The organism is Streptomyces durbertensis, from assembly GCF_014156695.1.
Taxonomy (GTDB): Bacteria; Actinomycetota; Actinomycetes; order Streptomycetales; family Streptomycetaceae; genus Streptomyces; species Streptomyces durbertensis.
Window position 1 is genome coordinate 1 of record NZ_WMLF01000077.1, and the last position, 16,255, is coordinate 16,255.

General features: G+C 70.9%; 17 protein-coding genes, 2 tRNA genes and 1 riboswitch. Of the genes, 8 read left to right on the forward strand and 11 right to left on the reverse strand.

The features are described 5' to 3' along the window. The 7 genes from GL263_RS07840 to ehuB all read right to left on the reverse strand — a co-directional run. The coding region (locus GL263_RS07840) for a DUF3830 family protein (RefSeq protein WP_182854866.1) at nt 1–318 on the reverse strand (318 nt) is incomplete at its 3' end. Nucleotides 319–494: 176 nt separating this feature from the next. Continuing rightward, nucleotides 495–568 (reverse strand) — tRNA-Lys (locus GL263_RS07845). Nucleotides 569–674: 106 nt separating this feature from the next. Next, on the reverse strand, nt 675–1,433 hold the full coding sequence (locus tag GL263_RS07850) for an IclR family transcriptional regulator (RefSeq protein ID WP_182854867.1): 759 nt from the start codon (nt 1,431–1,433) through the stop codon (nt 675–677). A 266-nt stretch (nt 1,434–1,699) separates the two neighbouring features. Beyond that, on the reverse strand, nt 1,700–2,470 hold the full coding sequence (ehuA, locus tag GL263_RS07855) for an ectoine/hydroxyectoine ABC transporter ATP-binding protein EhuA (RefSeq protein WP_323379293.1): 771 nt from the start codon (nt 2,468–2,470) through the stop codon (nt 1,700–1,702). A 94-nt stretch (nt 2,471–2,564) separates the two neighbouring features. Continuing rightward, nucleotides 2,565–3,212: an ectoine/hydroxyectoine ABC transporter permease subunit EhuD gene (gene ehuD / locus GL263_RS07860; protein WP_182854868.1), complete on the reverse strand. Its 648-nt coding sequence runs from the start codon at nt 3,210–3,212 to the stop codon at nt 2,565–2,567. Continuing rightward, nucleotides 3,209–3,940, reverse strand: a complete 732-nt coding sequence (gene ehuC / locus GL263_RS07865) for an ectoine/hydroxyectoine ABC transporter permease subunit EhuC (protein ID WP_182854869.1) — start codon at nt 3,938–3,940, stop codon at nt 3,209–3,211. Before ehuC ends, ehuD begins: the two co-directional genes overlap by 4 nt. After that, entirely contained in the window at nt 3,937–4,860 is a 924-nt protein-coding gene (gene ehuB / locus GL263_RS07870) for an ectoine/hydroxyectoine ABC transporter substrate-binding protein EhuB (protein ID WP_182854870.1), read from the reverse strand. Before ehuB ends, ehuC begins: the two co-directional genes overlap by 4 nt. Nucleotides 4,861–5,225: 365 nt before the next feature. On the opposite strand from ehuB, the gene GL263_RS07875 reads away from it, so the two are divergent. From GL263_RS07875 to glxA, 6 genes are all read left to right on the forward strand, one after another. Next, entirely contained in the window at nt 5,226–5,819 is a 594-nt protein-coding gene (locus tag GL263_RS07875) for a lytic polysaccharide monooxygenase auxiliary activity family 9 protein (protein ID WP_182854871.1), read from the forward strand. 86 nt (nt 5,820–5,905) lie between these two features. Next, complete coding sequence (locus GL263_RS07880) at nt 5,906–6,544, forward strand: hypothetical protein (RefSeq protein WP_182854872.1); 639 nt, start codon at nt 5,906–5,908, stop codon at nt 6,542–6,544. A 76-nt stretch (nt 6,545–6,620) separates the two neighbouring features. Then, nucleotides 6,621–6,694, forward strand: a tRNA-Lys gene (locus GL263_RS07885). A gap of 214 nt (nt 6,695–6,908) precedes the next feature. Continuing rightward, the gene (locus tag GL263_RS07890; protein ID WP_182854873.1) at nt 6,909–7,100 is read left to right on the forward strand and encodes a hypothetical protein; all 192 of its coding nucleotides are present in this window, start codon (nt 6,909–6,911) and stop codon (nt 7,098–7,100) included. Between the two features lie 405 nt (nt 7,101–7,505). After that, a complete protein-coding gene (locus GL263_RS07895; RefSeq protein WP_182854874.1) occupies nt 7,506–9,536 on the forward strand; it encodes a glycosyltransferase family 2 protein in 2,031 nt (676 codons plus the stop codon). A 148-nt stretch (nt 9,537–9,684) separates the two neighbouring features. After that, on the forward strand, nt 9,685–11,634 hold the full coding sequence (glxA, locus tag GL263_RS07900) for a radical copper oxidase GlxA (protein ID WP_182854875.1): 1,950 nt from the start codon (nt 9,685–9,687) through the stop codon (nt 11,632–11,634). Between the two features lie 21 nt (nt 11,635–11,655). Here glxA and GL263_RS07905 read toward each other — a convergent pair whose 3' ends face one another. Then, nucleotides 11,656–12,708, reverse strand: coding sequence for a glycoside hydrolase family 6 protein (locus tag GL263_RS07905; RefSeq protein ID WP_182854876.1), 1,053 nt, complete (start codon nt 12,706–12,708; stop codon nt 11,656–11,658). 111 nt (nt 12,709–12,819) lie between these two features. Next, a riboswitch (cobalamin riboswitch) is annotated at nt 12,820–12,889 on the forward strand. A 52-nt stretch (nt 12,890–12,941) separates the two neighbouring features. On the opposite strand from GL263_RS07905, the gene GL263_RS07910 reads away from it, so the two are divergent. Together GL263_RS07910 and GL263_RS07915 are read left to right on the forward strand one after the other, a co-directional pair. After that, nucleotides 12,942–13,157, forward strand: a complete 216-nt coding sequence (locus GL263_RS07910; protein WP_182854877.1) for a CbtB domain-containing protein — start codon at nt 12,942–12,944, stop codon at nt 13,155–13,157. A gap of 18 nt (nt 13,158–13,175) precedes the next feature. After that, on the forward strand, nt 13,176–13,961 hold the full coding sequence (locus tag GL263_RS07915) for a CbtA family protein (RefSeq protein WP_182854878.1): 786 nt from the start codon (nt 13,176–13,178) through the stop codon (nt 13,959–13,961). 86 nt (nt 13,962–14,047) lie between these two features. Here the strand turns inward: GL263_RS07915 and GL263_RS07920 are convergent, their stop codons facing one another. The 3 genes from GL263_RS07920 to GL263_RS07930 all read right to left on the reverse strand — a co-directional run bounded on the left by GL263_RS07920 (nt 14,048) and on the right by GL263_RS07930 (nt 16,177). Further along, on the reverse strand, nt 14,048–14,680 hold the full coding sequence (locus tag GL263_RS07920; protein ID WP_182854879.1) for a class F sortase: 633 nt from the start codon (nt 14,678–14,680) through the stop codon (nt 14,048–14,050). Between the two features lie 27 nt (nt 14,681–14,707). Next, nucleotides 14,708–15,304 (reverse strand): hypothetical protein, encoded by a 597-nt coding sequence (locus tag GL263_RS07925; protein ID WP_182854880.1) that lies wholly within the window; start codon nt 15,302–15,304, stop codon nt 14,708–14,710. 309 nt (nt 15,305–15,613) lie between these two features. Beyond that, nucleotides 15,614–16,177 carry a GNAT family N-acetyltransferase gene (locus GL263_RS07930; RefSeq protein WP_182854882.1) on the reverse strand — a complete coding sequence of 188 codons (564 nt, stop codon included), beginning with the start codon at nt 16,175–16,177 and terminating at the stop codon, nt 15,614–15,616. Between the last annotated feature and the right edge of the window lie 78 nt (nt 16,178–16,255).

Consider the following 16,255-nt stretch of genomic DNA (forward strand, 5'->3'; position numbering starts at 1 on the left):
CTGCCGGCCCTGGTGGTCGGCGGTCTCCTCGTACCCGTAGGAGGAGGTGCCGAGCTGGGTGTCGGAGAACGTGAAGTAGCACAGGTCGCCGGGGATCGGCGTGATCGTCGGGTTCTCCAGCGGGGGTTCCCTCGTGGCGAAGGGCGGCAGCAGGGTGTAGATCTCGTTCCGGGCGTACTTGGCGTGGTAGACGTCCCCGCCGAGGGGGAGCGCGTCCCAGACGGCGGCGCAGGTGAGGGGCGCCCGGTCGTCCAGCAGCCGGGCGGTGCAGCTCACCCCGCGCTTGTCCAGCGAGACCTCGATGAAGCGATCGGTCATCCGTGCCTCCGGGTAGTGGCTCTCGGCGATGGTGACACACGAGGTGTCTGCCCGGTGGGAGGACATTCGACGCGACCGGCGGCGCTCCGGTTCGCCGCCGGGAGGGGCACGCGGGGCGCGTGGGGCGCGGGAAACGGAACGGGCCCCCGCCTGAGCGGGGGCCCGTCTGCCGTCTGTGCGCCGCCAGGGACTCGAACCCCGGACCCGCTGATTAAGAGTCAGCTGCTCTAACCAACTGAGCTAGCGGCGCCTGATGACGTGCACCATGCTACCCGGTCCGGCGGGGTGCTCCCGACCACCCCGCGCCGACCGCCCGTGCCTGGTCACGGGTGCCGCACGACGCGGGGCGCGCCGGCTCAGATCGACAGCGAGAGCAGTACCGGGGCGGCCTGCTCGTTCAGCTTGCGGGCGGCGCTGCGCAGCCGGTGGGCGTGCTGGATGGGCAGGGACAGCGCCAGGCAGCCGACGGCCGAGCCGGCCGTCACGGGCACGGCGGCGCAGACCGTGCCGACGGCGTACTCCTGGATGTCCAGTACGGGGACCGTCGGCGGCTGGCTGTCGAGCTGCGAGAAGAGCACCCGCTCGCTGGTGGTCGTCCGGGAGGTGAGGCGGATGGTGCGGTGGCGTGAGAGGTGGTCGCGGCGGCCGTCGTGGTCGAGCTGGGTGAGCAGGCACTTGCCGACCGCGCTGGCGTGGGCGGCGGCCCGGAAGTCGACCCACTCGTTGACGGCCGGGGTCTGCGGCCCGTCGGCGAACTGGGTGATCTTGACTTCGCCGTCCACGTAGCGGCTGACGTAGACGGCGGCGCCGATCTCGTCGCGGAGGCTGGTCAGCGTGCGCTGGAGGCGTTCGCCGATCTGGGCGCGCCGGTCGGTGGCGGGCTCCAGCAGGCGGAAGGACTCGCCGGCGACGTAGCCGCCGTCGGAGAGCCGCTCCAGGTAGGACTCGCGGGTGAGCATCACCAGCAGATGGGCGAGGTGACCGGGCGGCAGCCCGGTGTCCCGGGCGAGCTGGTCCTCGGTCAGTCCGTCCGACCGGCGTGCGACAGCCTCCAGCACGCGCAGGGCGTACTGGACCGACTCGAACGGCACGGCCGGTACTGGCTTGGGCGTCACGGTGTCCCCCTCGCAAGGTAGTGACCGCTTGCGTCGTGACCGTTGCCACCGGTCACGACCTACCCCACGATAGCGCCCAACGGCGTGTGTGGACCTGACTGTTGCCCGATAGGCATATGCCCCTGGCCTTGGCCTTTTCGCCCGGGCCCCGCGGAGAGACCCGCGGGGTCCCGGAGCCGCCGCCGGGGACGACTCCGGCGGCACCCGAGCTGCGGCACGGAGTGCCAGGTGGGAGCCGTCGTGCCGCCCCGGCGGGGGCCGTGGCGCTACAGCACGGCGCTCAGGAACTCCCGGGTCCGCGGGTGGTCGGGATCATTGAACATCTTCTCCGGGCTGCCGGACTCGATGACCCGCCCCTCGTTGAACATCAGCACGTCGTCGGAGATGTCACGGGCGAAGTTCATCTCGTGGGTGACGCACAGCATGGTGATGTCCGTGGTGTGCGCGATGTCCCGCAGCACGTCGAGGACGCCGGCGACCAGTTCCGGGTCGAGCGCGGAGGTCACCTCGTCCAGCAGCAGTACCTGCGGGCGCATCGCCAGCGCCCGGGCGATGGCGACCCGCTGCTGCTGGCCGCCGGAGAGCTGCGTGGGGTACTTGTCGACGTGCTCGGTGAGGCCGACGAGTTCGAGGAGCTCCCGGGCCCGTTCCTCCGCCTCCTCCTTGGAGAGCCCCAGCACGTGGACGGGCGCCTCGGTGATGTTGCGCAGCACCCGCATGTTGGGGAAGAGGTTGAACTGCTGGAACACCATGCCGATGTTCTTGCGCACCTCGCGGATGTGCTTCTCGCCGGCGGGGACGAGCTTGCCGTTCCGCTCCTCGTGGGTGAGGTAGCGGCCGCCGACCGTGATGGTGCCCTCGTCGGGCTTGAGCAGGGTCATCAGCAGCCGGAGGATCGTCGTCTTGCCGGATCCGGACGGCCCGATGAGGGTGACGTGCTTGCCGGAGGCGACGGTGAACTCGAGGTCGTCCAGCACGACGTGGTCGCCGAACCGCTTGGTGACGCGGTCGAAGCGGATCAGCTCGCTGCCGTCCACCCTGGGGTTGACGTGCGCGAGGGCCTCGGGGACGTCCGGCTTCCCCTCGGGTGTCCGCGGCTTGTCCTGGGGGGTCTCTGCGGGGTTCGGGGTGTCACTTGACAAGACGACGCTCCATGGCTCGGATCAGGAGGGAGGCCGGGTAGGCGATGACGATGAAGGCGACGCCGACGATCGTGTAGGCCTCGAAGGTGAAGGTCTCGTTGCTGAAGGCGCGCGCCTCGCCGAGCATCTCGAACGCGCCGATGACCGCGATCATCGGCGAGTCCTTGAGCATCGCCACGACGTAGTTGCCCAGCGCCGGGATGACGCGGCGGATCGCCTGCGGCAGGATCACCGCCGTCCAGGTGCGGGTGCGGGGCAGGCTCAGCGCGGTGGCCGCCTCCCACTGGCCGACGGGCACCCCGTCGATACCGGCCCGGTACACCTCGGCGGTGTAGGTGGAGTAGTGCAGGCCGAGGCCGATGACGCCGGTGACCAGCGGCGACATCGACGGCCCCCACTCGGGGACCACGTAGAAGAGGAAGAACAGCTGGACGAGCAGCGGGGTGTTGCGGATGAACTCCGTGATGCCCACCACCGGCCAGCGGATCAGCTTGACCTTCGACCGCTGGGCGATGGCCCACACCAGGCCGAGCGAGAAGGCGAGGAGGCTGCCGAGCACCAGCGCCTGGAGGGTGACGAGCACTCCGTCCCAGAAGCGCGGCATGAAGTCGGCGACGACGTCCCAGTTCCAGTTCATCCGACACCACCCGCCGACTGCGCGTCCGCCTTCGGGTTGGTCTTCCGCGCGGCCCGCAGTCCCCGGCGGGGCTCGGGGCGCTGTCCGACGCCGGCCTTCGCGCGCCGTTCCACCAGCCTCATGCCCCGCGTCAGGACAAATGCCAGGACGAAGTAGGCGACGAGCAGCAGCGTGTAGGCGGGGGCGCTCTCGTTGCTCGCCAGCCGGGAGAGGTTGGCGGCGAAGGTCATGTCGGCGACGGAGATGACCGACACCAGCGCGGTCCCCTTCAGCAGTTCGATCAGGAGGTTGTTGAACGGCGGGACCATCTCCGGCCACGCCTGGGGGAGTTCGATCCGGCGCAGCCGCTGGGCGCGGGTGAAGCTGAGGGCGATCCCGGCCTCGCGCTGTGCCGCCGGGACGGACTGGAGCGCGCCGCGCACGATCTCCGATCCGTAGGCGCCGTAGGTCAGGCCGAGCGCGACGACGCCGGCGGCCATCGGCACGAAGACCCAGCCGAACATCAGCGGGAAGGCGAACGCCATCCACAGCATGAACACCAGTGCCGAGGTGCCGCGGAAGACCTCGAAGTAGCAGCCGGCGGCAAAGCGCACGATCCACAGCCGGGAGGACCGGGCGATGCCGATCACAAAGGACACCAGCAGGGCGAGCGCCGCGCTGCCGAGGGTGACCTGGACGGTGATCCAGACGCCGGGGAGGAACCATTCGGTGAAGAGGGGCCACGTCATCCGCACAGCTCCTCTGCCGTCAGGTCGGTCATCTCTTCCCGGGTGAAGCCGAACGGTCCCACGATCTTGAGGAGTTCGCGGTTGTTGTTCGCCTTCAGCCGGTGGAGTTGCTCGTTGAAGGCGTCGCGGAGGTTCCGCTCCGAGAGGCGGAACGCGAAGCCGCCTGCGCCGTAGACGGGTTCGCCGTCGATCTCGGGCTGGAACGCCTCGGTGTCCTCGGCCCTGGCGGAGTTGCGGACCACGCTGCGGACGGTGATGGCGGTGCCCGCGAAGGCGTCGACCCGGCCCTGCACCACCGCGTCCAGGCCGGCGACCTGGTCGGGGAGGACAAGTACGTTCCTCACTCCGGCCGCCTCGGCGTTGCCGATCTGGGCGTAGGCCTCGCCGCTGGCCAGGCGCAGCCCCTTCTCGACGATGTCCTCGTACCTGGTGATGCCGTGCGGGTTGCCCTTGCGGACGACAAAGGCGTCCAGCATCAGGTAGTCGGGGTCGGAGAAGAGGACCTGCTCGCAGCGGGTGGGGTTGATGTACATGCCGGCAGAGACGACGTCGAAGAGCTGCGCCTTGAGGCCGGGGATCAGCGAGCCGAACTCGGTGGGGACGGGGACGACGTTCTCCACGCCGAGCCGGTTGAAGATCACTTTGGTGACCTCGGGAGACTGGCCGGTCGGCTTTCCCTGGTCGTTGACGTAGCCGAAGGGCGGTTCGCTGGCGATGCCGATCCGCACGGTTCCCGAGTCGCGCAGTCGCTCGAGGAGGTCGCCGCCCTCCACCTTCCCCTCGGCGGGGGCGCGGGAGCAGCCGGCGGCGGCGACCGCGCCGGTGGCCAGCAGGCCGGTGAGCAGCGAGCGGCGGCTCAGCGGCCTGGGTCTGAGGGTCCGGAGTCCGGGTGTCTGGATCTGTGTCGGTGGTCGAGCCATGGGCGCGCGGCTACCCGATGTTCGCCGGAACTATGCGGACGGGATCGCGCGGCAACCGAGTTGTTGTGATCCAGATCACCGGAACGGTCTATCCGCGACGCCCTCACCGCAGGCGGGTTTCGGCCACACCCGCGCCACCGATGGCCACCTCCGCACCGCCGACGGGCCACCGACGGGCCACCGCGCCGCCAACCCGGGCGAACGAACCCGGCCGTTCATTGGTATGGACTTTTTTGAACAACCCGCGCTAGCTTCGGAGTTGGTCTAGACCGCACGCCTCCCCCAAGGCGTGCCCGCACACCCCGACTCGACGAGTCGGGGGACGGCCCCATGCACTCAGGCCCTCCACCCCACAGGAGCGAAGCATGCGCAAAAAGATCTCCGCAGCCCTACTGGGCATCGGCATGGCCGCCACGGCCGTGCTCGCCACCGGCGGCGGCGCCCAGGGTCACGGCTACAGCGAGGCCCCGACCAGCCGCCAGTCCCACTGCGCCAAGGGCGCGGTGAGCAACTGCGGCGCCATCCAGTGGGAGCCGCAGAGCGTTGAGGGCCCGAAGGGCTTCCCGGCGCGCGGCCCGCAGGACGGCACCATCTGCGCCGGCGGCAACGGCAGGTTCTCCCAGCTGGACGACCCGCGCGGCGGCAACTGGCCGACCACCAAGCTGCGTCCCGGCCAGGGCTACACCTTCAACTGGCGGATGACCGCCCCGCACCGCACGAGCGAGTTCCAGTACTACATCACCAAGAACGGCTGGGACCCGTCCAAGCGGCTGACCAGGGCCGACCTGGAGCCGCAGCCGTTCATGACGGTTCCGATGGGCGGCCGCCAGCCGGCGTACAACGAGAGCCACCAGGGGACGATCCCGACCGGCAAGTCGGGCAAGCACATCATCCTCGGTGTCTGGAACGTCTACGACACGGCCAACGCGTTCTACGCCTGCGCCGACGTCGAGCTGTAACGGGGGGCGCCTCGGCGGAGCAACCGACGCGCGGACTCCGCGCGTCACGCATGGGGCGAATCGGGCACTCTGCCATGATTCGCCCCATGCGCACGTCCACCCTGGTCGCCGACGAGACCATGGCCGCCGACACGACCGTGGCCGCCGACACGACCCGCCTCGCCCCGGAGGGGGCGCCCCGGCTCGACGCCGGGTCCGACGCCGGATCCGGTACCGGGCCCGAAGCCGGGTCCACGAGCGGGCCCGGCCCCGCCCCGGACGACGAGGCGGTGGCCGTCGCCGTGGCCAAGGCCCGCGCCGCCCAGCTGCTGCTGGCGTTCCGGCACGGCAACCAGCTCGCCTTCGACGCGGCGCTGTCCGGACTGGCCTGCGACGAGCGCACGAAGGACCTGGTCGCGGCGCTGACGTGGGTGGCGAGCGACAGCGTCGGCCGGGCATACGAGCCGGCCGTGGCCGATCGGGTGCTCAGCCGGCTCGCCCTGCGGGCACCGGTCGGCGAGCGCTGGGCGCTCACCGACGAGGAGGCCGCCCCGGACGTGGCACGGCTGCTGACGGCGGTGGACGAGGAGGACGTGGAGACGGTCCGGGAGCTGGTGCGCGCGACCCCGGACACCACGTTTGTCCTCGGCAAGCTCGTGCAGGCGGTGGCGCTGCTGCTGCCGGCCGTGCCCCGGCCGTACCTGCGCCGGGTCCTGACCGAGCTGGCGGCCGAACCGAACCCCTGAACCGCCCGGGCGGTGGTGGTCGGAAGCACCCCGAATCATCAGGTAAGCTTCATGTCGTCGGCACAGGCCGGCACGGGCGCCGCTAGCTCAGTTGGTTAGAGCAGCTGACTCTTAATCAGCGGGTCCGGGGTTCGAGTCCCTGGCGGCGTACCGGAGCAGAAGCCCTCGCTAACGCGAGGGCTTCTGCCGTTCAATCCCCCGATCGGGGGAACGCTCCGTGATTCACGTCACCGCCCGGAACACCACCGTGCGACGGTGTCCGACGGGTGCTCCAGGCGGTTCCCGCCACACGCCTGGCTCGCGCGACCCGCGCCCCGCACCCAGAATTTCCCCGTACACACACGCGCCCGTCGAAGGAGTCGATGTGAGCGTTCCGGTCACCGAACAGGAATCCCCGCGCGCGGCCGCCGAGCCGCGCGCCCGATCAGCCCGAGCAGCCCGACCAGCCGGGCCGGCCCGGCTGGAGTCGCCCGACCGGACCTGGCCCGCGCCGGGCCTCGCGGGCGACGGCGAGGAGCACGACAACGAGCCGCACATCTGGCGCGGCATCGACTGACGGCCTCAGCCGACGACCGCCCCGGGGACGGCCCGACCACCTGCCGCTCCCGGCCGCACGGGGGCCGGTGCGATCCACCGGCCCGGCCCGTCGGGGCCGCCCGTTGCTTCTTGATCACGGTCCGTTCGACAAAGTCCGGCCTTCACGGCCAAAAGCGCACGTATCACTCTTGCGATCATGTGAGCGGTCCGAGAAGCTGACCCAGGGTCATCGGCCGCCCTCCCGCGTTCTCGGCTGGGGAGACCGAGCACATCTTGGAACCGGAACACCGTCGTCCTGTGTCCCATGAAACGGTCGTCACGTACATCGCGCCCGTTTCGGCCTACTCTTCTGGCATATGGTCCTGCCATCGGACCAGTACAAGCACACACGCACGGCGCGCATCCCGTGCGGGGGGATGGATAGATGACGTCGGAACCGCGCCAGTCACCGTCGCGTGATCTCGACGACCCGTCGCAGCAGGACTCGTCCCGGACGACCCGGCTCCGGGTCCCCCGCAACCGGTCCGGCGACGCCGGCACCCGCGGCCGCGGGACGCGCTGGCCGCGCAAGGCGCCGCCGCGCTACGACTACGAGCACTACAGCCGGCTCGCCGGCCCGCTCACCAAGCCGGACCCGGACAAGCCGTACCGGGTGAAGTACCGCAGCCTCATCGGCAGCGAGCCGCACCGCATCCGCGCCGGGCTGCTGCTCGCCGCCGCGCCGCTGCTCTCGCTCGGCCTGTTCGTGTGGCTGATGCAGCCGCAGCACTGGACGACCCGCGACGAGGGCTCGGTCTCCGACCTCGTGCTCAAGCTCGACATCGTGATGCTCGTCGCGATCGGTCTGATCGAGCTGTTCCGCACGCTCAACGTGCTCTCCAACTCCCACGCGACCCTGGTCGCCCGCGACCCGATACCCGTGGTGCCCGAGGCCGGCACCAGGGTGGCGTTCCTCACCTCGTTCGTGCCCGGCAAGGAACCGATCGAGATGGTCACCAAGACCCTGGAGGCGGCGATGAAGATCCGCCACCGGGGCACCATGCACGTGTGGCTGCTCGACGAGGGCGACGACCCCGAGGTCAAGGAGGTCTGCCGCAAGCTCGGCGTCCACCACTTCAGCCGCAAGGGCGTCGCGAAGTGGAACACCGACAAGGGCGCCTTCCGGGCGAAGACCAAGCACGGCAACTACAACGCCTGGCTCGACGCGCACGGCGACGACTACGACTTCTTCGCCGGCGTCGACACCGACCACGTGCCGCTGCCGAACTACCTGGAGCGGATGCTCGGCTACTTCCGCGACCCGAACGTCGGCTTTGTCATCGGCCCGCAGGTCTACGGCAACTACGACAACTTCGTCACCAAGGCCGCCGAGAGCCAGCAGTTCCTCTTCCACGCCCTCATCCAGCGGGCCGGCAACTTCTACGGCGCGCCGATGTTCGTCGGCACGAGCAACGCGGTCCGCATCAAGGCGATCAAGCAGATCGGCGGCCTGTACGACTCGATCACCGAGGACATGGCCACCGGCTTCGAGATCCACCGCGCGCGCAACCCGGAGACCGGCAAGCGCTGGCGCTCGGTCTACACCCCCGACGTACTCGCCGTCGGCGAGGGCCCGAACGCCTGGACGGACTTCTTCACCCAGCAGCTGCGCTGGTCCCGTGGCACCTACGAGACCATCCTCACGCAGTACTGGAAGGGCTGGTACTCGATGCCGCCCGGCAAGCTGTGGAACTACACGCTGATGATCGTCTTCTATCCGATCTCGGCGATGAACTGGATCCTGGCCGCCATCAGCTGCGCCCTCTTCCTCGGCCTCGGCGCCTCCGGCGTCCAGATCGACCCGGTCATCTGGATGATGCTCTACGGCAACGCCTCCGCCCTCCAGGTCGGCCTCTACATCTGGAACCGCCGCCACAACGTCTCGCCGCACGAGCCCGAGGGCTCCGGCGGCCTCGCCGGCATGCTGATGTCCGCGCTGTCCGCGCCGATCTACGCGCGCTCGCTGATGGACACCGTGCTGCGCCGCAAGAGCAAGTTCGTGGTCACCCCGAAGGGCGAGTCGGCCAGCCCCGACACCCTCTTCGGCACGTTCCGCATCCACCTGTTCTTCATCGCCGTGTTCGGCTCGTCGGCGATCGGTTCCTTCTTCCTCGGCCACGACCACCCGGCGATGATCACCTGGGCCTCGCTGGCGCTGCTGATCACCGCCGCGCCCATCATCGGCTGGCAGGTCGGGGTGCGCGCCGAGAAGAAGCGCCGCAAACGCGCCCGGCGCGGCGGCGACCCGTCCGGCGGGCAGCCGCCGGCCCGGAACGCCGCCGCCACGGCCGGTGCCCCGGAGCCGGCGCTGGCCTCCGGCGGCGCCGCCCAGCGCGCCGCGCAGCTCGGCGGCGTCGGCGACCAGACCCTCCAGATCGACCTCCGGGGGCAGCGCCGTACGACGCCCCGGACGTGAGTACCCCCGACGACCGGGCGCCGCGTGAGGACCGCGCGACGCCCGGTCGTCCGGTCCGTGGCGCGACGGGAACCGCCGCGCCACGGACGACCACAGGAAATCAGACAGCCCCGGGCACCGCCCGGGCACGCGCAGGAGTTGTCAGCCGGTGAAGTACCAACCCAGTCGCCGTACCAAACGCCTGGCCATCGGCACGGTGGCGCTGATGGCCGTGGCCGGGATGAACGCGCCCTGGCTGATCCGGTTCACCAGCGAGCACTACCACGAGTACAACATCAACCGGCCGGCCTACAAGGCGGAGAACGGCCTGTGGCAGACCGTGGACGTGCCGCAGAAGTACCGGATCAACACCATCCACGCCGCCCTGCTGCACACCGGGAAGGTGCTGCTCGTCGCGGGCTCCGGCAACGACGCCAAGCAGTTCGCCGCCAAGACCTTCCGCAGCGTCCTGTGGGACCCGGAGAAGAACACCTTCAAGAACATCCCCACGCCCAAGGACATGTTCTGCGCCGGGCACACCCAGTTGCCCGACGGGAAGCTGCTGATCGCCGGCGGAACCCAGCGCTACGAGACGCTGGAAGGCGACGTCGAGAAGGCCGGCGGTCTGATGATCGTCAGCAACGAGAACCCCGACAAGCCCATGACCCTGCCCAAGGGCACCAAGTTCAAGGGCAACAAGAGCGGCAAGGTCTTCCAGACCCAGCAGCCGCTCCAGATACCCAGGGCCGAGAAGAAGGAGACCGCCACCGGCGCCACGGTCACCGCCACCCAGCGGCGCATCTACGTCGAGGCGGCCCACAAGGGACGCAAGCACGCCACCGGCGACACCGAGCAGTACACGATCCTCGGACTCAAGGGCAACGACAAGCGGAACGTCTACGGCGTCGCCAACAAGATCTCCTTCGACAAGAAGGACTTCCAGGGCATCCGCGAGTCCTACGAGTTCGACCCGGTGACGGAGCAGTACATACCCGTCGCCCCGATGGAGGACGCCCGCTGGTACCCGACGCTGACCACGCTGGAGGACGGCCGGGTGCTGACCGTCTCCGGGCTGGACGACATCGGCGAGGTCTCCGAGAAGGTCGAGCTGTACGACCCGAAGACCAAGAAGTGGAAGACGCTCCCCAAGGAGCGCTACTTCCCCACCTACCCCGGCAACTTCCTCACCGAGGGCGGGAAGATCCTCTTCACCGGGACCAGCTCCGGCTACGGCCCCGCCGACGAGGGCCGCACCCCCGGGCTGTGGGACTGGCGCACCGACCGCTTCACCGAGATCCCCGGCATCAGCGACCCCAAGGCGCTGGAGACCGCCATGGCCGTGCTGCTGCCCCCGGCCCAGGACCAGCGGTTCATGGTGCTCGGCGGCGGCGGCATCGGTGAGAGCCGGCGGGTCACGGACAAGACCCGCATCGTCGACCTCAAGGCCGACAAGCCGCGCTTCGTCGACGGTCCCCCGCTCTACCGCCCGGCCCGCTACCCCAGCAGCGTCATCCTCCCCGACGACACCGTGCTGACGACCAACGGCTCGACCGGCTACCGGGGTTGGAGCGACAGCGACATCCTGCGCGCCCAGCTGTACAACCCGGGCACCAACACCGCACGTTCGGTGGCCGCCCCCCTGGTCGGCCGCAACTACCACTCCGGTGCCCTGCTGCTGCCCGACGGCCGGGTCATGACCTTCGGCAGCGACCCGCTCTTCGACGACAAGGCGAACACCAAGCCGGGGACCTTCCTCCAGCAGATGGACGTCTGGTCGCCGCCCTACCTGTTCCGCGACGCCCGCCCGACGCTGACCGACCCCGGCAGGAAGCCGCAGCGGGTCGAGCTCGGCGGCACGGCGGCGTTCGGCAGCGACGACCCGTCCGCGATCAAGCAGATGCGGCTGATCCGGCCCAGCTCCTTCACCCACGTCACCAACGTCGAGCAGCGTTCCGTCTCGCTGGACTTCGAACGCACGGCGGACGGCGTGGAGGTCACCATCCCGAAGGACCCGACGCTTGTCCCGCCGGGCTACTACATGGTGAACGCGGTGGACGGCGACGGCGTGCCGTCGAAGGCCGTGTGGCTGCACGTACCGGTCGCCGACGAGTTCGAGTGAGCCGGCGGTCGGCGCCGGCTCTCAGGACTTCTCGGCGTTCCTGGCCAGCTCCAGCGCGTACTCGTGGTGCCACTGGCCGGCCTCCGGGCCGCCCTTGCAGGTGCCGTCGGACTCGCCCGGACGCTTGATCCACATGTAGGCGTCCACCAGCTTGTCGGCCGTCCTGGTCGTCGGCGGCTCGCCGAGGGCCCGGCCCGGCGGGTTGCACCAGGCCTCCTCGTCCTCCTTGCCGTCCATCGGACCGTTGCCGTTGCGGCTGGTGTCGATCACGAACTGCTTGCCGCCGACCATCGAGGACAGCCGCTTGCCGTACTCGACGTTCTCCTCGGTCGTCTGGTAGTTCGAGACGTTGAGGGAGAAGCCGTCGGCGGCGTCGATGCCGGCGCGCTTCAGCGGCGTCACCATGCCGCCGGGGTCGCGGATCCAGTGCGGGTTGCCCGCGTCGAGGTACACCTTGGTGTTCGGCAGCGACTTCAGCTTGTCGACCGCCTCCTTCATCAGGGTGTACTGCTCGTCGTGCATGTGCTGCGGCACGCAGCCGGGCACCATGATGTGCGGCAGCGCGTCCGGCTCGATGACCACCGACGCGGCGCGGTCGCCGATGCCCCGGACGACGGCGTCGGTGAACTTCCGGTACTCGTCCGCGCTGCGGGCCCCGCCCTTGGAGTACTGGCCGCAGTCCCGGTGCGGGATGTTGTACATCACCAGGACCGGGCTGGTCTTCGCGGCAGCGGCCGCCTCGGTGATCTTCCGGGTCTGCTCCTCGGCCTGCTCCGGCCTGATCCACTCGCCGGCGGGCTGGCTGGCGATCTTCCGGATCAGCCGGGCCTCGTCCTTGTTGCCCTCCCGCTCGGCTTTGGCCAGCGCCTCGGAGGCCAGGCCCTCCGGGTTCACCCAGAACGGCGCGTCGCCCTGCTTGGAGCCGTTGTTGCGGCTCTCCTCGTTCGGCTTCTCCTTGTCGCCGCCGGAGGAGGAGCATCCCGCGAGCAGGAGCGCCCCGACGGCGACGCCGGAGAACAGGGTGGCGGCACGACGCGAGGTGTTGTTCGATCGGCCGGCTTCAGAGCCGTACATCCACTCCCCCTTGGGTACGGTGTGCACCGGTCAGACCCCATCGTGGCACATTGACATCTCCGGTGCCCCCTGGGACCCTCCATCCGACAACAGAAGAAGAGGCGACGCGGCGAGGAACCCGGTGCGACTCCGGGACGGTCCCGCCACTGTGACCCGCGACGACGCGGGGAGTCAGGAACTCGTGCGTCCGCTTTGCACCTGTGGGGCGTGGAAACCCCAGATGGAGGCACCAGATGTCCTTGCACCCGGGCACCGGAACCGCTCCTGTCGCGGCCGACGCGACCGCTCCCGTCCGGGACTGGCTGATCGCCGCCACGGCGATAGTCGTCTCGCTCATCGCCCTCTACGCCGTCTTCATGGACAACGGCAACGTCATCGCCGCGACCGGCGAGTACCTCCACGAGTTCTCCCACGACGGACGGCACCTCTTCGGCGCCCCCTGCCACTGATCGGGGCGGCACCACACCATGTCAGGCAACACCTCTCCGTACCCCGTGCTGCCCCTGCTCGGCCGCGGGCTCCTCGCCGGCGGCGCCGCCGGCCTGACCACCGGACTGTTCGGCCTGCTCTTCGCGGAGCCGGTCATGGACCGGGCCATCAGGCTGGAGGAGGAGCGCTCGGCGGGCGGCGGCCACGACCACGCGCACGAGGCCGAGGAACTGTTCAGCCGGAGCACGCAGTACTTCGGCCTGGTGGTCACCTCGGTGGTGGTCGGCCTGGCGGTCGGCGTCTTCTTCGCCGTCGCCTACGCGCTGCTGCACCGCCGGAGCCCGGTCCACGAACGTCCCTGGCCGCGTGCGATGGCGCTGGCCGGTGCCGGGTTCCTCGCCCTGTCCCTGCTGCCCGGGCTGCGCTACCCTGCCGCACCGCCCGGCGTCGGCGACGGCGACACCGTCTCCGAACGGCAGAACCTCTGGCTCGCCGCGCTGGTCATCGGCGTGCTGGGCATGGTTCTCGCCCACCTGGTCCGCCAGCGCCTGGCCGGCCGCGCGGCACCGGTACGCCAACTGGCCGTGACCGGCGTGGTGGTGGCCACGCTCGGCGTGCTGTTCCTGCTGCCCGGCAACCCCGACGAGGTGCTGGTACCGGCCACCCTGCTGTGGGACTTCCGGGTGCTGTCGCTGGCCTCGCACGCCGTGCTGTGGGCCACGCTCGGCGCGGTCTTCGGCGCGCTCGGCCTCCGGGCCGCCGCCCGGGCGGCCGAACCGGCCGCCGCGCCGGCCCCCGCCCCCGCCGCGACAAGCGCGGGCTGAGGTCCACCCGCCGGCACCCGTGTCCCCGGCCGCGCCGGGGACACGGGTGCCGGCGGGTCAGGCGGCGCGCCGGGACCCCGGCGCCCTCACACCCGGGTGCCGGTGAGATAGGCCGAGACGACGACGTTGGCCGTGTAGCCGCGCCGCTCACGGTCGAACTGCCCGCCGCAGGTGATCAGCCGCAGCTCGGCCCGGCCCTCCCGACGCGGCCCGTACGCCCGGTCCGGGTCGAAGCCCTCCCGCTGCAGCACCTCCACGGTCTCCACCGTGAACTCCGCGACCGAACCGTCCTCCCTGGCCACCTCCACCACCGTGCCCGGCCGGGCCGAGCTGAGGTTGTAGAAGACGGCCGGCTCGGTCTCGGTGTCGACGTGACCGACGAGCAGCGCGACACCGGCCGCGCCGGGCGTGGCCCCACCGCCGTACCAGCCCACCGTCTGCCCCTGGCTCAACGGCGGCGCGTCCACCGCCCCGTCGGCGTCGAGCCCGCGCTCGACGACCTCGGCACGTATCCCCAGCGCGTCGACCCGCACACCCACCGGCGGCGTGTCCCCCGGCAGCGGGGCCAACGCGTCCGGCAGCGGCTGCCCGGTGTCGGCGTCGCCGCGTTCGGCGCTGGTCGTACCGCCGAGCGCGGGGCGGCGGTGGTCGAACTCGGTGACGTCCTTGCCCCACAGCCACAGCGCGAAGAGCAGGACCACCCACGCCGTGGCGTTCATCAGCCGTCCGCTCACCGCGGACCGCCGTCAGTCGGCGCCGCCGTGCCGGGCGGCCGCCTTGCGGCGCCGCATGACCGCCGCGCCGGCCAGCCCGAACAGCGCGAGGAGCGTCAGCCCGCCGGTCAGCCCGGCGGTCGGGCCCGCGCCGTCCGCCGTGCCGCCGCCGCCCGCCTTGACCGGCGCGGTCGGCTTCACCGGGTGCACCGGCTCCGGCGGCACCGGCTTCTCGCCGCCCACCACGACGAGCCGCCCCTGGGCGATGGACCGTTGCAGGTCACCCCGCTTGTCGTAGCAGTCGACCAGCACGGCGTACGTGCCCGGCTCGATCTTGCGGCGCACGCTCGCGTCGCCGGACAGCGTGTCGTCGGCCGCCGGCCGCAGCGCGACGGACGCCACAAACGCCTCGGACCTGGCGATGGCCTTGTCGCCGTCGCAGGAGTCCACCCGGATGTTGACCTCCCCGCCGGCCTTCACCTTCGGCGGGGTGATCCGGACCGAGCCGGCGGAGTGCCTCGGCTCGTCCGCGCCGGGATCGGCGGCAACCGGCGCGGTCGACGACGCCCACGCGGTGAGCGTCAACAGCGCCGCGCAGAGCGGGATTCGGACGGTACGGACTGCGCTCATGGGAACCTCCGGATCGGTACCTCCGAAGATCCACCGCAGGCCGCCCGCCCGCACCCGCAGCGCCGCCGATCGGGTCACACCCCGGGCTCACGCCCGGCGCCAGCGCTACAGAACGCCACCCAGTAGACCGAACACCATTCCCGCGCGCCCGGTCAGCTATCCGAAGCCGACACCCTGGTGAGGAAGAAGCCTCTCGACACCTCTCGGCTGGGCCGTCATCACGGCCGGAGGACCGGACTACGACCGCCCATCCGGCGAGATGCGCTCACCTGCGCCAGTGGAGTGTGTCGGCCCGCTACCCGGGGTCCCTCACGCCCGCCCGCCGCGCAGCGCCCGCCACTCGGGGGCGAGCACCGACCACACCTCCATGTCGGCCCGCCGCCCCCGGTGCAGATAGCTCTCCCGCAGCACGCCGTCCCTGGTCATGCCCAGCCGCCGGGCGACGTTCAGGCTCGGCTCGTTCGCCGAGGAGGCGTGCCACTCGACGCGGTGGATACCGCGCTCCTCCACCGCCCAGTCGATGATCACGTGCAGCGCCCTGGTCACGAGTCCCCTGCCGGCCGCCGCCGGCTCCAGCCAGCAGCCGGCCTCCGCGACGCCCTGGGCCACGTCCATGACCCGGAACAGCACCCCGCCGACGAGTCGGCCCTCGCTGCGGATGCCGTAGATCCGCCCGCCGTCCTCCGCCGCCTTCCGTGCGTAGGACTCCAGGAACGCACGGGCGGACGCCAGGTCCGGCACCGCGTCGGCCAGCCCGACGTGCCGGCCGATGAACTCCCGCCCCCGGTCCACGTGGTCCAGGAACTCCTGCGCGTGCCACGGCTCCAACGGTCCCAGCTCCGCCCCGTCCTCTCCCAACGCCACCGCGAACATCGCCACTCCCCCTCGTCACACCGGGCACGCCCTCCAGGCGCGCCGCCCGTCATGATCCCCCGCGTCCCGGCCCCGGGC